A 15,779-nucleotide genomic window follows, 5' to 3' on the forward strand; every position below is an offset into this window, starting at 1 on the left:
GGCTCACGGCATCGCCTTCGTGGCCGTCACCGCCGGGGCCGGGCCCCGCGAGCGGTGCAGCAGGGCCGATGTCGCCCGGTGGCAGATCGCCCGTACGCGCTCCGGGGACAGACCGAGCAGGGCGGCCGTCTGCTCCTCGGCGACTCCTTCGTGGAGCCGGAGCACCAGGATCAGTCGTTCCTGCGGGGTGAGCGGCGCCAGGGGGCTCGTGGGGTGCGGCCGGGCGCGGCCGAGTACGCCGTGCCGGTGCCAGGCGCCGCGCGCGAAGCGGGTGGCCAGCTGCCGGCGGGTGCGGTCGTACGGATCCTCGCCGTGCAGCCGGTCCCAGTACGCGTACGTGTGCGCCAGCGACGACGTCAGCAGGCGCCGCGCGCGGGGATTGTCGTCGGGGGACTCGGCGGTGAGCAGCGTGGCGGCGTTCAGCAGCCGTCCGGCCGCGCCCGCGACGAACGCCTCGAACTCCCGGGCGCGACGGGCTGCCCGGGACGCATGCCGCTCCAGCACCGCACCTCCCGCCCGACGGTGACCCTGAGGACGCGGGCCCCGGCCACGCGCGACGGGGCCCGGTCTCATATCAGGCCAGGGACGGCCCCGGGGTCAAGAGCCGCGCACGCCTCGGTCGGTGCCGCGCACGCCTCGCCCGGTGCCACACGCGCGCGTGCGGGCTCGGCCGGCCGCCTGCGGGCCGGGCGCCTGCGGGCCGGGGCGTTCACGTGTGAGCCCGGTCGGCCGCGCGATACCGGGGCGTCCGGGCCCGGCCGTGGTGCCGACACCGTCGGAGCCGGGCCGCGGGGCGCTCAGGACGCCGACTGCGCCTCCGGCCCCGGCACCCCCTGGGCCGTCATCCGGGAGGAGAGCGCGGTGTTGAAGCGCGTGAGGAGGTCGCAGAACGCCTCGCGCTCGTCGGGCTCCCAGTCGTGCGTCAGCTCTGCCATCAACTGGCGCCGGGAGGAGCGCACTTCCTCCAGCCGGGCCTGACCGCGCGGGGACAGCTGCAGCACCACCGCGCGCCCGTCCTCAGGGTGGGAGGTGCGTTTGACGAGGCCGGTGTCGACGAGCGGAGCCACCTGCCGGGTGACCGTCGACGAGTCGATCCCCATACTCGCGGCGAGCGCCTTGACGCCCATCGGGCCTTCCTTGTCGAGGCGGTTGAGCAGCAGATATGCGGCGCGGTCCATGGAGTTGCGCACCTGCCCGACCCCGCCGAGCCGGGTCTGTTCGGCACGGCGGGCGAACAGCGCCACCTCGTGCTGCAGCGTGTCGAGGAGACCGCTGTCACCGACGGTCGTCATGTCCATCGACATTTCAGGTGTTGTGGGCATGGCCGGGGGCTCACTTCGTGGAGGGCTGGCAGATTGGGGGACAGGGTACGCGGCCGGAGGGCAGGCCGTACCAGCGCTGCGCAAAGCGGGTCTCGGAGGTTGGTCACAACGGTCGTTCCCGCCAGTGAACTGCGATGCTGGAGTCATGAGCTACAGCACGGCTGACTCCTTTCGGCCCGTCACCCTCGACGACGTGCGCGGCGCGCAGAAGATGCTGTCGGGTGTGGCGCGGGTGACCGCGATGGAGGGCAGCAGGCACCTGTCCCAGATGGTCGGCGCGCCGGTGCACCTCAAGTGCGAGAACCTCCAGCGGACGGGCTCGTTCAAGCTGCGCGGCGCGTACGTCCGGATCGCCGGTCTGCTTCCCGAGGAGCGTGCCGCCGGTGTCGTCGCCGCGAGCGCCGGCAACCACGCGCAGGGCGTCGCCCTCGCGTCCGCCCTGCTCGGCGTGCGCTCCACGGTCTTCATGCCGAAGGGCGCCCCGCTGCCCAAGGTGAGCGCCACCCGGGACTACGGGGCGGAGGTGCGGCTGCACGGCCAGGTGGTCGACGAGACGCTGGCCGCCGCGCAGGAGTACGCGGCCGAGACGGGCGCGGTGTTCATCCACCCCTTCGACCACCCCGACATCATCGCCGGCCAGGGCACGGTCGGCCTGGAGATCCTGGAGCAGTGCCCCGAGGCGCGCACGGTCCTCGTCGGCATCGGCGGGGGCGGGCTGGCCGCCGGCATCGCGGTGGCGGTGAAGGCGCTGCGCCCGGAGGTGCGGGTCGTGGGCGTGCAGGCGGCGGGCGCGGCGGCCTACCCGCCCTCGCTGGCGGCGGGCCGGCCGGTGTCGGTGGAGAATCCGGCGACGATGGCCGACGGCATCAAGGTCGGGCGGCCGGGCGACGTGCCGTTCAGGATCGTCGGCGAATTGGTCGACGAGGTGCGCACGGTCAGTGAGGACGAGCTGTCCGCCGCGCTGCTGCTGTGCCTGGAGCGGGCCAAGCTGGTCGTGGAGCCGGCCGGGGCGAGCCCGGTCGCGGCGCTGCTGAGCGACCCGGGCGCCTTCGAGGGCCCGGTCGTCGCGGTGCTGTCCGGCGGCAACGTCGATCCGGTGCTGATGGAGCGGGTGCTGCGGCACGGCATGGCCGCGCAGGGCCGCTACCTGGCGGTCCGGCTGCGGCTGACGGACCGGCCAGGTGCCCTTGCGACTCTTCTGGGCGTGTTGTCAGTGGTCGACGCTAACGTCCTCGATGTGAGCCATGTGCGAACCGACCCACGGCTCGGGCTCACGGAGGCGGAGGTCGAGCTGCACCTGGAGACGAAGGGCCCGGCGCACTGCACCGAGGTGGGTCAGGCGCTGCGCGAGGCGGGTTACACGGTCATCGGCTGACACGGGCCATCGGTCGACGGCCGGTACCGAGCACCCCGCGCAGAGCCGGCCGGCATCGGCCGACCGCACGCCGTCGGCCGACCGGCTCCGAGCCGGTCCAAGATCCTTTCGCCTCACGGAGAGCAACGCGCAAGAACTTATTGTAAGACGCGATACATCGCGTTATGGTGTGTCGGTGAGAAGCTTCGCCGGACATCCGTCCGGTCATCCCCGAAGACGTGGAGACTCATATGCCAGGCGCCATCTACGCCGAAGGTCTGGTCAAGACCTTCGGTGATGTAAGGGCCTTGGACGGCGTCGACCTCGACGTGCCCGAGGGCACGGTCCTCGGCCTGCTCGGGCCGAACGGCGCGGGCAAGACCACCACCGTCCGCTGCCTGACCACCCTGCTGCGACCCGACAGCGGGCGGGCGGTCGTCGCGGGCATCGACGTGCTCGAACAGCCCGACGCGGTCCGCCGCTCCATCGGCCTGTCCGGCCAGTTCGCGGCCGTCGACGAATACCTCACCGGCCGGGAGAACCTCCAGATGGTCGGCCGGCTCTACCAGATGCGGGCCAAGGCGGCGAAGGAGCGCGCGGCCGAACTGCTGGAGCAGTTCCACCTCACGGACGCCGCCGACCGCCCCACCAAGACCTACTCGGGCGGTATGCGGCGCCGCCTCGACCTCGCGGCGGCCCTGGTCGTCTCACCGCCCGTGATGTTCATGGACGAGCCGACGACCGGCCTGGACCCCCGCAACCGCCAGCAGCTGTGGGAGGTCATCAAGCAGCTGGTCTCCGGCGGCACCACGCTGCTGCTCACCACGTAGTACCTGGAGGAGGCCGACCACCTGGCCCACGACATCGCGGTGGTCGACCAGGGCAAGGTCATCGCCAAGGGCACCTCCGACCAGCTCAAGGCCCGCACCGGCGGCGAGCGCGTCGAGGTCGTGGTGCACCAGCGCGAGCACATCCGGTCCGCCGCCGAGGTCCTCGCCGGCTTCGGCAAGGGCGAGACGACCGTCGAGGAGCACATGCGCAAGCTCACCGCGCCCGTGACCGGCGGCGCCAAGCTCCTCGCCGAGGTCATCCGCGAACTGGACACCCGCGGCATCGAGATCGACGACATCGGCCTGCGCAGGCCGACCCTCGACGACGTCTTCCTGTCCCTCACCGGACACGCGGCCGAGGCCGAGCACCAGGAGAACGACAAGGAGGCCGCCCAGTGAGCGCCGTCACCGACACCCTGCGGGTCGCGCCGGCCGCGAACCCGGTCAGCCAGTCGATCCGGGACTCGATGGTCATCGCCAAGCGCAACCTGATCCGCATGTCCCGGATCCCCGAGATGATCATCTACGGGCTGATCCAGCCGATCATGTTCGTGGTGCTGTTCACCTACGTCTTCGGCGGCTCCATGCAGATCGGCAACAGCACCAGCGCCGCCGGCTACAAGAACTTCCTGATGGCGGGCATCTTCGCGCAGACCGTCACCTTCGCCACCGCCAGCTCCGGCGCCGGCATCGCCGACGACATGCACAAGGGCCTCATCGACCGTTTCCGCTCCCTGCCGATGGCGCGCGGCGCGGTGCTCACCGGCCGTACCCTCGCCGACTCCGTGCAGACGGCCCTCACCCTGGTCGTCCTCGCCGTCGTCGCCCTGCTGGTCGGCTGGCGCGTCGGGTCGGACGGCAGCACCAACGCCGCCAAGGTCCTCGCGGCCTTCGGCCTGCTGCTCCTGCTCGGCTACGCGTTCACCTGGATCGGCGCCCTGATCGGCATGTCGGTGAAGACCCCCGAGGCGGCCACGTCCAGCGGCCTGATCTGGCTCTTCCCGGTCACGTTCATCTCCAACGCCTTCGTGGACACCAGCCACATGACCCCGTGGCTGCGCCACGTCGCGGAGTGGAACCCCTTCAGCGCCACGGTCCAGGCATGCCGGGTGCTGTTCGCCAGCCCGGGCCAGTCCCCGTCGGACGCCTGGCCCATGCAGCACCCGGTGTGGGCCTCGCTGATCTACTCGATCCTGATCCTGGTGATCTTCCGGACCCTGGCGGTCCGCAAGTACCGCTCGGCGACCGCATGACGATGCCCCCGGCGCCGCAGCGGCACCGGGGGCACGTCAGGGATCGGTGGTCGGTCAGCCCTCGTACGGCTCGGCCTTGAGGATCTTCACCAGGGCCTTCTTGCCGTTCGGCAGTTCGTACTCCGCGTCCTCGCCGACCTTGTGGCCGATCACGCCGGAGCCCAGCGGGGACTGCGGCGAGTACGTCTCGATGTCGGAGCTCGCGTACTCGCGGGACGCGAGCAGGAACGTCAGCGTGTCGTCCTCGTCGCCGTCGAACGCGATCGTGACGACCATGCCGGGCGCCACCGCGCCGTCCGCGGCGGGCGCTTCGCCGACCTTGGCGTTCTCGAGGAGCTGGGTGAGCTGGCGCACACGGAGCTCCTGCTTGCCCTGCTCCTCCTTGGCCGCGTGGTACCCGCCGTTCTCACGCAGGTCGCCCTCCTCGCGCGCCGCGGCGATCTTCGCGGAGATCTCCGCCCGCGCGGGACCAGTAAGGTACTCAAGCTCAGCCTTGAGCTTGTTGTACGCCTCCTGGGTCAGCCAGGTGACGTTCTCGCTGGTCTGGGTCACAGGTGCTCCTCGTAGGTACTGGGAATACAAAGCATCGCCCTACCCAGAAGAATGTTCCTTCACGGAAGGGCGAAACCACGAGCCTAACAATTCAAGGGCCCGAGGGGGAGGACATAAGCGACGAGAATCACGTCAATGCAGGTCAGGCCCTACGTATTCCAGGTGACGCCGAGCTGTCGTCAGCCGGCGTGGCAGCCCAGCAGCTCGGCGGTCGTCCCCGGGGAGGTCGTACGGAGGGTGACGACCTTGTCGATGCGGGTCTGGTCCCCGTCGAAGCGGAAGTCGGCCCGGCCCACCTCGGCCCCGTTCTCGGCCTGCGAGCGCACGGTGCAGTAGCCGTCGGTGCCGGCGTCCTTGCGGACCTCCAGATGCACCTGCACGGACTCCTTGCCCGCCTCGAAGCTGATCACCTCGGCGCTGATCTCGTTCTTGGCGACGTAGTGGTAGCCGAACCAGCCGACGAGCCCCAGCAGTGCCACCGCGAGGACGGCCCCCACGACCTTGAGCGTGCGGTCGGCGCGCTCGTCCGAGGAACGGCCGTAACGACCCTCGGGCAGTCGCGTGCTCGCCGAACTCATGATCGTCCTCCTGGCAGGGCCGGGACGAAGGTCCCGGAAGGGGCTCCGGGGCCGGGCCCCGGAATTATTCGCCCCCCGATTCGGTCACTATAGAAGCCGCTGATTGCGCCGACGCACACCGGGCGCCGACTTACTGAGGATTGAGTCTTGACTGACCAGTTGCGACTGATGGCCGTTCACGCCCACCCCGACGACGAGTCGAGCAAGGGCGCCGCGACCATGGCGAAGTACGTGTCCGAGGGGGTGGACGTGCTGGTCGTGACCTGCACGGGCGGGGAACGCGGCTCCATCCTCAATCCGAAGCTTCAGGGCGACGCGTACATCGAGGAGCACATCCACGAGGTACGCAAGAAGGAGATGGACGAGGCCCGGGAGATCCTGGGCGTCAAGCAGGAGTGGCTCGGCTTCGTCGACTCGGGCCTGCCCGAGGGCGACCCGCTGCCGCCGCTGCCCGAGGGCTGCTTCGCCCTGGAGGACGTGGACCACGCGGCCGGCGAGCTGGTGCGCAAGATCCGCGCCTTCCGTCCCCAGGTGATCACCACCTACGACGAGAACGGCGGCTACCCGCACCCCGACCACATCATGACCCACAAGATCTCCATGGTGGCGTTCGAGTCGGCCGCGGACACCGACAAGTACCCGGAGGCCGAGTACGGCCCCGCCTACCAGCCGCAGAAGCTCTACTACAACCAGGGCTTCAACCGCCCGCGCACCGAGGCCCTGCACCAAGCGATGCTCGACCGCGGCCTGGAGTCCCCCTACGGGGACTGGCTCAAGCGCTGGGAGGAGTTCGGCATGAAGCAGCGCACCCTCACCACGCACATCCCGTGCGCCGAGTTCTTCGAGATCCGCGACAAGGCGCTGATCGCCCACGCCACGCAGATCGACCCGGACGGCGGCTGGTTCAAGGTGCCCATGGAGATCCAGCAGGAGGTCTGGCCGACGGAGGAGTACGAGCTGGCGAAGGCCCTCGTCGATACATCCCTCCCCGAGGACGACCTCTTTGCGGGCATCCGCGACAATGCCTGACATGAGCGCAAGCGCAAGCCTGGCAATGACGCACCTCGTCTCCTTCGCCAAGGAGGTCGACGAGGACAAGGTCACTCCCGGCGTCCTCGGCTTCATCGTCTTCGCGGCGATGGCCCTGGCGGTGTGGGCCCTGATGAAGTCCATGAGCCGGCACATGAACCGGGTCGACTTCACCCAGGTCCCGGACCCGGAGGCCGAACAGCCGGAACAGTCGGCGGCGGAGCCGTCCGGATCGCAGGGGTCCGCCGACAGCGCCGCCGGCGCCGCGAAGAAGCCGTCCGTCAACGGCTGACCCACGGCGGGACCGGCAGCAGCCCTTACCCGGAGTGCGCGGCCAGAGACAGCAGCAGATGTTCCGTCTCCGGCCGCAGATGATCGGAATGGGCGCCTGCCGGGCCCTTCCCTCGGACGAAGACGTCGCTCGCGTCCACGCTGACGAAACGGTGGTCGAGAGCGGCGTGCAGGTAGGGCTCGGTGGGCGGCAGCATCCGCACCGCTGACAGCAGACGGCGGACCGCGGCCAGGGCCGAGTCGGAGCTGGTCTGCCGGCCGTGGACGCAGACCAGGAGATCCGTCGCCCAGTCGGGCGGGGACAGCTCCTCGGCGAAGTGGTCGGCGACACGGTCGGCCGGCACCGGGCGGGGGCCGCGACGGTGTCCTCCATGAGCCAGCCGTCCGGCCCGAGGTCGATGGTGCGTACCGGTGCTTCGGGATGTGTCACACGGACACCTCCTGATCGGCGTCGGAGCGGGCTCCGGTTACGTCACCCCCGTTCCGTCGGAACCGCCACCCCCATCACCTCCCGCGCATGCCGGTTCGGCACCATGCCCAGGCGCCAGGCCTGCCAGCCCGCCTCCAGCGTCACCCCGCGCTCCAGCAGCAGCCGGAACGCGTCGAGGTAGTCGTCCAGCTTGCCGTCGCGCAGGTCGTGGCTCGCGCGGGACAGCTGCGCCAGTTCCTCCTGCGCCACCGCCGTACCCACCTCCATGCCACCCGGCGCCGCGTAGGGGAGAAGCGTGCAGCGCAGGAAGCGGGCCCAGTCCTCGCCCCGGCGGTCGCCGTAGGACGCGAAGAGGTCCACCGCCTCGTCGCACAGGGCCAGCGCCTGCTGCGTGCGGGCGTTGCCCGCGTCCACGACCGCCAGCTCCAGGCAGGTCCACGCCTCGCCGTGGGCGACGCCGATGCGCTGGAAGTCGGCCCGGGCGTCGACCAGGAGCTGGCGGGCGAAGCCCGAGTTGCGCAGGGAGCCCGTCTGCGCCGCCCGCTGGTCCCGGGTGACGCGGGCCGAGTGGTGGCGGGCGCAGGCCAGCCCGTAGACGTCCCGCATACGCGAGAACATCGTGCGGGCCCGCTCCAGCTCGCGCACCGCCTGGTCGAGGTCGCCCGTCTCCTCCAGGGCCTGACCCAGGTAGTACAGCGTCCAGGCCTCGCCGCGCGCGTCCTCGTTGTCGCGGTGGCGCGCGGCCGCGCCGCGCAGCTCCTCCACCGCCGGGGACGCGTCCCCCGCGACCAGCAGCGCCCGGGCCAGCTGGGTCAGCGCCCAGGCCTCACCGCGGGCGTCACGGGTCCGCCCGTACAGCTCCAGGGCCGCCCGCAGCTCGGCCTCGGCACGCGGGACATCGCCCATGCGCAGCCCCAGCTGGCCGAGCTGGAAGTGCGCCCACGCCTGGCCGTGCACGGACTCGCCCGCGCGGTGCAGGACCAGGGACTCGGTCAGCAGCTCCAGCGCCTCTCCCACCCGGGCACGGTCCCGCTCGACGGCCGCCAGGGCGTGCATCGTCCAGGCACGGTCCGTCGCCAGCTCGGGGGAGGCCTGCAGCGCCAGGGCCTCGCGGAGCTTCTCCGAAGCCTCCGTCAGATTGCCCTGGTGGTGCAGGGTGATGCCCAGGGAGCACAGCGCGCGGGCGGCGCCGGCGTCATGGTGGGCCTCCCGGTAGAGGTCCACGACCGACGCGAGGGTCGTGCGGGCCTTGTCCAGCTCGCCCAGCTGCCGCGCCGCGATACCCGTGCGCCACTGCACCGAGCGGACCAGCAGCCCCTCGTCCACCGCCTGGGCCAGCTCACTGATCTCACCCAGCCGGTACAGGTCGCCCCGCAGCAGGCAGTAGTCGCACAGGGCGCCCAGCAGGTTCAGCACCGCCGCCTGGTCCACGCCCTCGGCGTGCCGCAGCGCCGCCGTGATGAAGCTCGACTCGTCGTCCAGCCAGCGCAGCGCCTCGTCCAGCGAGGTGAAGCCGTACGGGCTGAAGCGGTTGGTGCGGGTCGACATGTTGCCGTCGACCATCCTCAGCACCGAGTCGGCCAGCTCGGCGTAGTTCACGATCAGGCGCTCCTGCGCCGCCGTGCGCTCGGCCGGGTCCTCCTCGTCCAGCAGGCGGGCCTGGGCGAAGGAGCGGACCAGGTCGTGCAGCCGGTAGCGGTCGCCCCGGACGTGGTCGATCAGGCCGGCGCGGGTCAGGGCCTGCAGATGGCGCTTCGCCTCCGCCTCGTCGGTGGCCAGCAGTGCGGCGGCCGCCGCGGCACCCAGCGAGGCCCGCCCGGCCAGGGCCAGCCGGCGCAGCAACCGCCGTACGGTCTCCGGCTGGTCCGTGTAGCGCAGCCACAGGGCGCGTTCGACCGGCTCGACGGGACCGTAGGCGTCGAGGTCCGTGGCCAGCGCCCGCGGGGAGCGCGGGCCGAGACCCGAGCCGGCGATGCGCAGCGCCAGCGGCAGCCCGCCGCACAGCTCCCGGACCCGGTCCGAGGCCTCCGCGTCGTACGGCCCGGAGCGGTCCTGCGCCGCCGCACCCAGCAGTTCCTCCGCACCGGCGGCGTCCAGCGGCTCCACCGCCAGCCGGTGCACCCGGGCGGCAAGTCCGTCCAGCTCCAGCGGGCCCCGCGCGGTCACCAGCACCAGGCTGTCGGACCGCTCCGGGACCAGCGCGCGGATCTGCTCCGCATCGGAGGCGTCGTCGAGGACGACGGTGACCGGCAGGCCCGTCAGATGCTGGTGATACAGCTCGCTCAGCCGTTTCACCTGCTGGTCCGGTGAGGAGCGCTCGCGGAACAGCAACTGCTCGCGGGGCGCGCCGAGCCGGTTCAGCAGGTGCAGCAGGGCGTCACGGGTGGACAGCGGGAGCCCGCCCGGCCCCTCGGCGCGCAGGTCGACGACGCAGGCACCGCGGAAGTAGTCCCTCAGGTCGTGCGTGGCGTGCACGGCGAGCGCCGTACGGCCACTGCCGGACGGGCCGTGCAGCACGACCACGGTCGGCTGCGTCTCCGTGCTCGCGCGGGCCGCCTGCACCCACTGCCGGATCTGCGCCAGCTCCTGCCGCCGCCCCGCGAACGGCTCCGCCGGCTCCGGAAGCTGCCCGAAGGACTGCTCCAGCACATTGCGCCCGCGCGCCGCCGCGCTCTTGTCCGCACCCCGCAGCCGCGGGCCGCCCGTCTTCTTCGGCCCGGTCGAGGCCGCGAGCACCCGCTGCTGGTCCAGGAACGGCCGGATGCCCCGCACCTCCAGCGCCGTCAGCCACTGCAGCCGCAACTGTTCGGGCCCGCCCGGCTGGCTCACGGCCCCGGCACGGCGGTGCGCGGCCGGCAGATGCGATCCGACCACCTTCACCACCGTCGCCGCGGCCCCGACGACACCCACCGTCACACCCGCCCCGAGAGCGGTCCCGGTCCCCGTCCCCAGCGCCATGTCCGCGACGACGGCCGCGACCGCCGCGACCCCGGCCACCAGCAGGGGCGTCCCGGCGCCCTCTTGGGCATAGCGCTGCCCGAAGGTCAGCTGACCGGCCGCCGCCTCGTCCAGGGCGCGCGTGTACGCCTCGTACTCCTCCGACGCGCTCCGCGCCATCACGTCGAGCGCCCCGCGCGCCCGCGCGAGCAGCACCTTCCCGTCGGTGCGTCCGCCCGAGCGCCGCACCTCCTCCTCCACGGCCCGCCCCAGCAGCCGCTCGGCCTCGGCCCGATGACCGTCCCGCATGTCAAGGTCCCCCTCCGGCCACAACTCCTGTGCGTATGAGTGTCCTTGGTGGGAGGCGCGAGCGCGAGAGGGCGACGATCAACGTTTGCGGTCCGGTGACCTACGAGTGGCCCGCCTCAGCGAGGGCGCGTGGCCGCGGCGGGGCGGCGGCTGTGAGACAGGATGGCGGGATGCCGATCGACTGGCGCACGAGACGTCCCCCTCCCTCCCTCAGCACGCCGAGAACCCCGTCGACTGGTGGCCCTGCTCGTCCGAGGCCTTCGAGCCTGAGCACGGCCGTGCGGATTGAAGATCAACGAGCCGATTCGATCGAGTGGCACCCCACCGGGACGAACTGCCAGGGCCCGAGTCGGACGCCGGCTGACTTCACAGCGGAGTTCGACTCGCACCCTGCGGCCGGAGGTGTCGTTCGCGTGCCTGTCGGGGCCTGGCGCTAACGCTCCGTACGACGCAGGAACTGCCAGCCCAGTACCGCCAGGGCGAGCGTCTGCCCGAGAGAAGCGAGCACGAGAAGCGGCTGAACGACGGGAGAGCACCAGAAGGCGGTCGTGCAGACCATGGGCAGGACCAGGTATGTGAACAGGTCCACCGCAGTCTGCAGCCGCTTTCGCACGGTGCGGCCCGAAACGGTGCGGTGGTAGACCTCCCAGCCGAACACTGTGCCGTCGGCGGAAGCCAGTTGCCCCAGGCGCGGTGCTAGCCGGTCCCGGACGTAGCAGCCGATCGCCGAGATCTTCTCGTCGTTGACCAGGTAGGTCCAGCCCAGGATCAGACAGATCGCGGGGACGGAGAGCAACAGCCGGGACTGTCCGCTCTGGGCGGTGATCGCCACGACCGCAGTGGCTGCGGCGAGTGTGAAGTAGAGCAGATTGTCGCGAAACCCTATACGGGTCTTCTGTTCCTCCTTGAGCCGGTCGTACTCGGCCAGCAGGATCTTGCCCTCGGTGACGTCATCCGTGCAGGTCACAGGCACTCCTATGCTCGTGTCCAGGATCAGCCGGCGATCTGGAAGGGGGCCAGACTGTCGGGGCCGTGCCGAACGAGCCAGTTCTTCCCGTCCGCCGCTATCCCTTCCAGGAGGCGGAAGGTGTGGGTGGTGCCGGCCGCGCTGAGGTTGATCTCGGAGATTTCCTGGGAATCCTCGGTCGGCGCCAGTTGATGGGCGTCGGCGTCCTTGACGCGCATTTTCCTTGCCGGTCCGTTGGTGAGGACGAGCTCCAGGTCGTAGCCGATGTCGTTCTCCGTCACTTGCACGGAGGTCAGTGCGTCGAACCGGTAGTTGCTCCGCTGCTCATTTTTGCGCGTCGCGTCGGAGAAATTGAACTCGGCACTGATTTCGCGGATACCGTCCTGTGTGAACAGGAACAGGCGGAAGACGTAGTGCGAGTACCGCCATGGGCCGCCTCGGACCCGGCCTCGCTTGTACGAAGGAGCCGGGGCTATCAGGATGGTGTGGGTGATCAGGTCGCGCCAGGTGAGCCGGTGGTGCCGGAGCGCCTCATCGACGAACGTCGACTTATCGCAAGCGAGCCAGGTCTCCATCTCCAGTTCGCTGGGGCGCGTGGCGTCCAGGAACGACCGCCAGCGCTGGTAGGCGATCTGTCGTGCGGTCAAATTCTCCGTGTATTCCTGAGCCTCCCGGTCCAGCCGGTGCTCTTCACGCCGTACCTCCAGCCATCGGTAAGCGGTCGCGTGCCCGGACCAGGCCGCACCGAGCACGGCCAGGAACGCCCACAGAGCTTGCGGTTGGGTGGCCCCGGAGGCCGCCGTGCCGAACGCGGACAGAGCCGCCGCACCGAGAACCGCAAGGGCCGCAATGGTCAGAGCCTTCGTCCTGCCCGGAGTCCGGTCCTGGCGGTGCTGATCGGACAAGGTGCCGTTGTTGTAGCGTTCTCGCGCGTTCTCGGCGAGGTACCGGATCAGCCATTCGACCCGCTCCACACCAATCCGGCTCTCCCGATAGAGGTCCGCGATCTCGGCGGCGAGACTGCTGCGGATCTGCGCCGTGTGGGCGAGCCAGGCGTCCGAGGTGAACCCGTGTGGCCTGCGAACACTGAAGTAGTGATCGAATGAATGGCGAACGCGCTTGGTGAACCCGTCCTCGGCGGAGGCGGGGTCGTTCGGGTGCGGGACGTGGGCCCCGGCCGCGAGACCCGGCCTCGGCCTCCGGTCCCACCACCGGAGACCGAAGCGCGCCGCAGTCAGGCCCGCGCCGAGTGCCACCGGTAACTCGATGATCGCCCGGGCCGGATCCGCGATCAGTGCCAGGACCCAAAGGAGCGCACTGCTGACAACGAACAGGGCCGCCCGGACAGGGAGGGCCGCCTTGGCTGCGGCAGCAGTGCTCGGGCGCGGCGGAAGGGCCCGCGGCGCGATCGGGGTGGGCGCGAAGTAAGCCCAGACCCGTCGGCCCCGGTCATTGCCGAAGCGTTCTGCATGGGCCCGTTCGAGGGTCTCCGCCCACAGGTCGTCCTTCAGCCCTCCCGTGAGCATGAGGTCGAGGTGGCGCAGGATCGCGTCGTGCTGATGGGGCGGCAGGTCCTGCAGTTGCTTCAGCACGGGGCCGGTCTCGCTGCCGGTGGTGCTGAGTACCGCCAACAGGTCGAAAGTGACGCGCAGGGCTTCCTTCCACTCGTCCTCGGGGTAGGTCCGTACGAGCCCGGAGGTGTAGCGCAGCCGCTGGACCTCTTCGGTGCTCAGGTCGTGGTGGGTGCGTGCGCTGAGCATGGCGAGCACCCAATGGAATCGAACCTCCGCGCTGTCGTGGCCGCGGGCGATCGCATCAGTGATCATTTCTCGGGCTCGGCTGGGGACACCGTCCTCCAGGAGCTGCACGCCGACCCGGTACCTCTCCTGTGGTGAGGCGTCAGGGTGGACGATGTAGACGTTGGAGTCGTGTACGGTCTCGGCCTGGATCCCAATGGTGGAGTTGTATGCGGCCGAGTTGTATGTGGCACCGTCGTCGGGGCTCATGCCAGGTCACCAGCCGCAGTGACCATGGGAGCCAATGTGGCCACTAGCGCGGGGCACTCCGCGACCAGCCCACGCAGCCTCTTGAGCGTCATGACCGTCCGTTTCGACGATTCAGGGGTGCGCTCCCCGGCCGACCGGAGGGCGGAGTCCAGATCGTTCAGGGCCTCGCGGTAGCTGTCCTCGTCGAGGGCGCCCTCGGCGCGGTGCCACCCCAGCTGATCGCGGAAGCCGTTCAGTTCCGTGATCAGGTCCGCCGGGCCGGATGCCTTCGGGGCCGCATTCATGTGGACACTGCTGCCCGTGACTGAGCCGGCCATGATGCCGACGGTGCTGTTGTGGACGGTGTTGCTGACGTTCCGGCCAAACCGGTCGGCCGAAGGGGTTCTGCCATCCTGGGGCATTGCGGCCCCCTCCTGCTCGCGCATCAGTTCCACTGCTAATCGAACGGCGAACGCCGCCGCGTTCGCCGCGGCCCGCGGCTGCCAGCGGCGGTCCTCCGAGCTGCTCTTTGTGCCGTCCGCCCGGTCGCTGATCCCCCGGATGATGGCCACCGGCGCTCCGCTGAGATGGCCGGCCTGGGCCACACCGGCCGCCTCCATCTCGATGGCGAGTGCGTCGTTGTAGTGCTGTCGGATCCATTTCGCCTCGGCCGAGAGCCGCGAGTTCTGGACGATCTCGCCGGCGGCGATCGCTCCGAAACGCACCTGCGGTCCATCCTGGTGACCGGGTGTGGGGTCGGCCCAGTCGCCCAGACGGGCCAGGTGCGAAGCGACCTGACTGATGCCGTGCGGTGCTTCCCACGCTCGGGGGCGAGCTTTGAGTCCGTCGTCCTCGCTGGTCCCACCGTGGTAGGCGTACACGTGTGACGCCATCACCACGTCACCCAGCCTGGTGGCGTCCCACAGGGCGCCGGCGACGCCGACGAAGACTACGGCCAATGGCGAGAACTCCTGGATCGCGCGCTCTGCGATCACCGCGGCGGAATGGTTCCCCTTGTTTGCCAGGCCGAGCGCTACGCGGCACGATGTGCCGCGTACGGTGCCCACTTCGAACCGGGTACCGCGCTCATGGCGATGCACCTGAAGATCTGCCAGTCTCTGGCGCACGGCCTGATATTCAAGATTGAGGGCGGTGAGAATCACCACCGGGCCTTTCGGCATCTACTCTTCTTCCCCTCTCGTGTTCTCATCCGTCGCCGCTGGCGCGGGTCGGATCAGCGGTGGGAACAGCACGGTGTTCGGACCGGCCCGGTACAGCCGTGCGGGCCGTCCTCCCGTAGCCCTGCGGTCCGTGCCGGCGGGGACGATGAATCCCTTCGCGGCTTGGACCTTTCGATAGAAATTGCGGGTGTCGAGCGGGGTGCCCCAGACGGCTTCGTACACCTGCTGAAGCTCCGCGATGGTGAAGCTCTCCCCGCAGAACGCAGTCGCCAGCGCTGAGAATTCGATCTTGGTGCGCGCGCGTTCGATCGCGTCCGCGGCGATTCGACGGTGATCGAAGGCGAGGGCAGCCTCGCCGGACAGGACGGCTTCTGCGGGAGTCCAGGCGGCGTCGGTGGCATCCGTCCCCGCGACAGGGTCGGGCAGCCCCGGTGCGATCGCCAGGTGAGCTACGGAGACGACTCGGCCCCGCGGGTCGCGACCCGAGCTTCCGTACACGGCCAGCTGTTCAAGGTGCACCGAGCCGGAGGTCAGGGCCGTTTCCTCACGTAGTTCGCGGTGGGCGGCGTCCAGGATTTCCTCGCCATCGTGGCTGAGGAATCCTCCGGGTAGCGCGAGCATGCCCCGGAAGGGATCTTCGCCCCTCTCCACCAGGAGGACATGCAGACGACTCTCGCGCAACGTCAGGATCACGAGATCGACCGTCAGTAGAACAGCAGGCGGTGACCATGCCTCATCTTGCATGCGCAGCAAGGTACTTC

14 protein-coding genes and 2 pseudogenes are annotated in these 15,779 nt (G+C 70.3%); 6 read left to right on the forward strand and 10 right to left on the reverse strand.

What is annotated here, in order from left to right:
• Positions 1-3: 3 nt before the first annotated feature.
• A complete protein-coding gene (locus AB0B29_RS07200) occupies positions 4-504 on the reverse strand; it encodes a sigma factor-like helix-turn-helix DNA-binding protein (protein WP_362235059.1) in 501 nt (166 codons plus the stop codon).
• A 293-nt stretch (positions 505-797) separates the two neighbouring features.
• Positions 798-1,304, reverse strand: a complete 507-nt coding sequence (locus AB0B29_RS07205) for a MarR family winged helix-turn-helix transcriptional regulator (protein WP_362235679.1) — start codon at positions 1,302-1,304, stop codon at positions 798-800.
• Between the two features lie 163 nt (positions 1,305-1,467).
• Between AB0B29_RS07205 and ilvA the strand changes: the two genes are divergently transcribed.
• The 3 genes and pseudogenes from ilvA (at position 1,468) to AB0B29_RS07220 (ending at position 4,759) form a co-directional block, all read left to right on the forward strand.
• A complete protein-coding gene (gene ilvA, locus AB0B29_RS07210; protein ID WP_362235061.1) occupies positions 1,468-2,697 on the forward strand; it encodes a threonine ammonia-lyase in 1,230 nt (409 codons plus the stop codon).
• A gap of 230 nt (positions 2,698-2,927) precedes the next feature.
• A pseudogene (locus AB0B29_RS07215) lies at positions 2,928-3,905 on the forward strand (ATP-binding cassette domain-containing protein).
• Complete coding sequence (locus AB0B29_RS07220) at positions 3,902-4,759, forward strand: ABC transporter permease (RefSeq protein WP_362235064.1); 858 nt, start codon at positions 3,902-3,904, stop codon at positions 4,757-4,759. The pseudogene AB0B29_RS07215 and the gene AB0B29_RS07220 overlap by 4 nt, the downstream one beginning before the upstream one ends.
• Before the next feature lie 54 nt (positions 4,760-4,813).
• Here the strand turns inward: AB0B29_RS07220 and greA are convergent, their stop codons facing one another.
• Both greA and AB0B29_RS07230 read right to left on the reverse strand, forming a co-directional pair.
• Positions 4,814-5,311: a transcription elongation factor GreA gene (greA, locus tag AB0B29_RS07225; protein WP_352095622.1), complete on the reverse strand. Its 498-nt coding sequence runs from the start codon at positions 5,309-5,311 to the stop codon at positions 4,814-4,816.
• Positions 5,312-5,490: 179 nt separating this feature from the next.
• Positions 5,491-5,889 (reverse strand): DUF4307 domain-containing protein, encoded by a 399-nt coding sequence (locus AB0B29_RS07230; RefSeq protein ID WP_362235067.1) that lies wholly within the window; start codon positions 5,887-5,889, stop codon positions 5,491-5,493.
• A gap of 147 nt (positions 5,890-6,036) precedes the next feature.
• Here AB0B29_RS07230 and mca point away from each other — a divergent pair, with 147 nt between their 5' ends.
• Together mca and AB0B29_RS07240 are read left to right on the forward strand one after the other, a co-directional pair.
• Complete coding sequence (gene mca, locus AB0B29_RS07235) at positions 6,037-6,918, forward strand: mycothiol conjugate amidase Mca (RefSeq protein WP_362235070.1); 882 nt, start codon at positions 6,037-6,039, stop codon at positions 6,916-6,918.
• Positions 6,911-7,210, forward strand: coding sequence for a hypothetical protein (locus tag AB0B29_RS07240; RefSeq protein WP_362235073.1), 300 nt, complete (start codon positions 6,911-6,913; stop codon positions 7,208-7,210). Before mca ends, AB0B29_RS07240 begins: the two co-directional genes overlap by 8 nt.
• A gap of 25 nt (positions 7,211-7,235) precedes the next feature.
• On the opposite strand, the gene AB0B29_RS07245 is transcribed toward AB0B29_RS07240, so the two are convergent.
• Together AB0B29_RS07245 and AB0B29_RS07250 are read right to left on the reverse strand one after the other, a co-directional pair.
• Positions 7,236-7,553, reverse strand: a complete 318-nt coding sequence (locus tag AB0B29_RS07245; protein WP_362235075.1) for a hypothetical protein — start codon at positions 7,551-7,553, stop codon at positions 7,236-7,238.
• A 128-nt stretch (positions 7,554-7,681) separates the two neighbouring features.
• On the reverse strand, positions 7,682-10,885 hold the full coding sequence (locus AB0B29_RS07250) for a tetratricopeptide repeat protein (RefSeq protein WP_362235078.1): 3,204 nt from the start codon (positions 10,883-10,885) through the stop codon (positions 7,682-7,684).
• Positions 10,886-11,066: 181 nt separating this feature from the next.
• Here AB0B29_RS07250 and AB0B29_RS37730 point away from each other — a divergent pair.
• Positions 11,067-11,165, forward strand: a pseudogene (locus AB0B29_RS37730) (hypothetical protein); the annotation flags it as partial.
• A gap of 153 nt (positions 11,166-11,318) precedes the next feature.
• Here the strand turns inward: AB0B29_RS37730 and AB0B29_RS07255 are convergent.
• Genes AB0B29_RS07255 through AB0B29_RS07270 form a run of 4 tightly spaced genes read right to left on the reverse strand, consistent with a single transcriptional unit; the run spans position 11,319 to position 15,762 of the window.
• Positions 11,319-11,852: a hypothetical protein gene (locus AB0B29_RS07255; RefSeq protein WP_362235080.1), complete on the reverse strand. Its 534-nt coding sequence runs from the start codon at positions 11,850-11,852 to the stop codon at positions 11,319-11,321.
• Positions 11,853-11,878: 26 nt separating this feature from the next.
• Positions 11,879-13,858 carry a hypothetical protein gene (locus tag AB0B29_RS07260; protein WP_362235083.1) on the reverse strand — a complete coding sequence of 660 codons (1,980 nt, stop codon included), beginning with the start codon at positions 13,856-13,858 and terminating at the stop codon, positions 11,879-11,881.
• Positions 13,855-15,018 carry a 5'-methylthioadenosine/S-adenosylhomocysteine nucleosidase gene (locus AB0B29_RS07265; protein ID WP_362235086.1) on the reverse strand — a complete coding sequence of 388 codons (1,164 nt, stop codon included), beginning with the start codon at positions 15,016-15,018 and terminating at the stop codon, positions 13,855-13,857. Before AB0B29_RS07265 ends, AB0B29_RS07260 begins: the two co-directional genes overlap by 4 nt.
• A complete protein-coding gene (locus tag AB0B29_RS07270) occupies positions 15,019-15,762 on the reverse strand; it encodes an NUDIX hydrolase (protein ID WP_362235088.1) in 744 nt (247 codons plus the stop codon).
• Positions 15,763-15,779: the final 17 nt, after the last annotated feature.

It is taken from the genome of Streptomyces tibetensis (assembly GCF_040647715.1).
GTDB classification, from domain to species: domain Bacteria; phylum Actinomycetota; class Actinomycetes; order Streptomycetales; family Streptomycetaceae; genus Streptomyces; species Streptomyces tibetensis_A.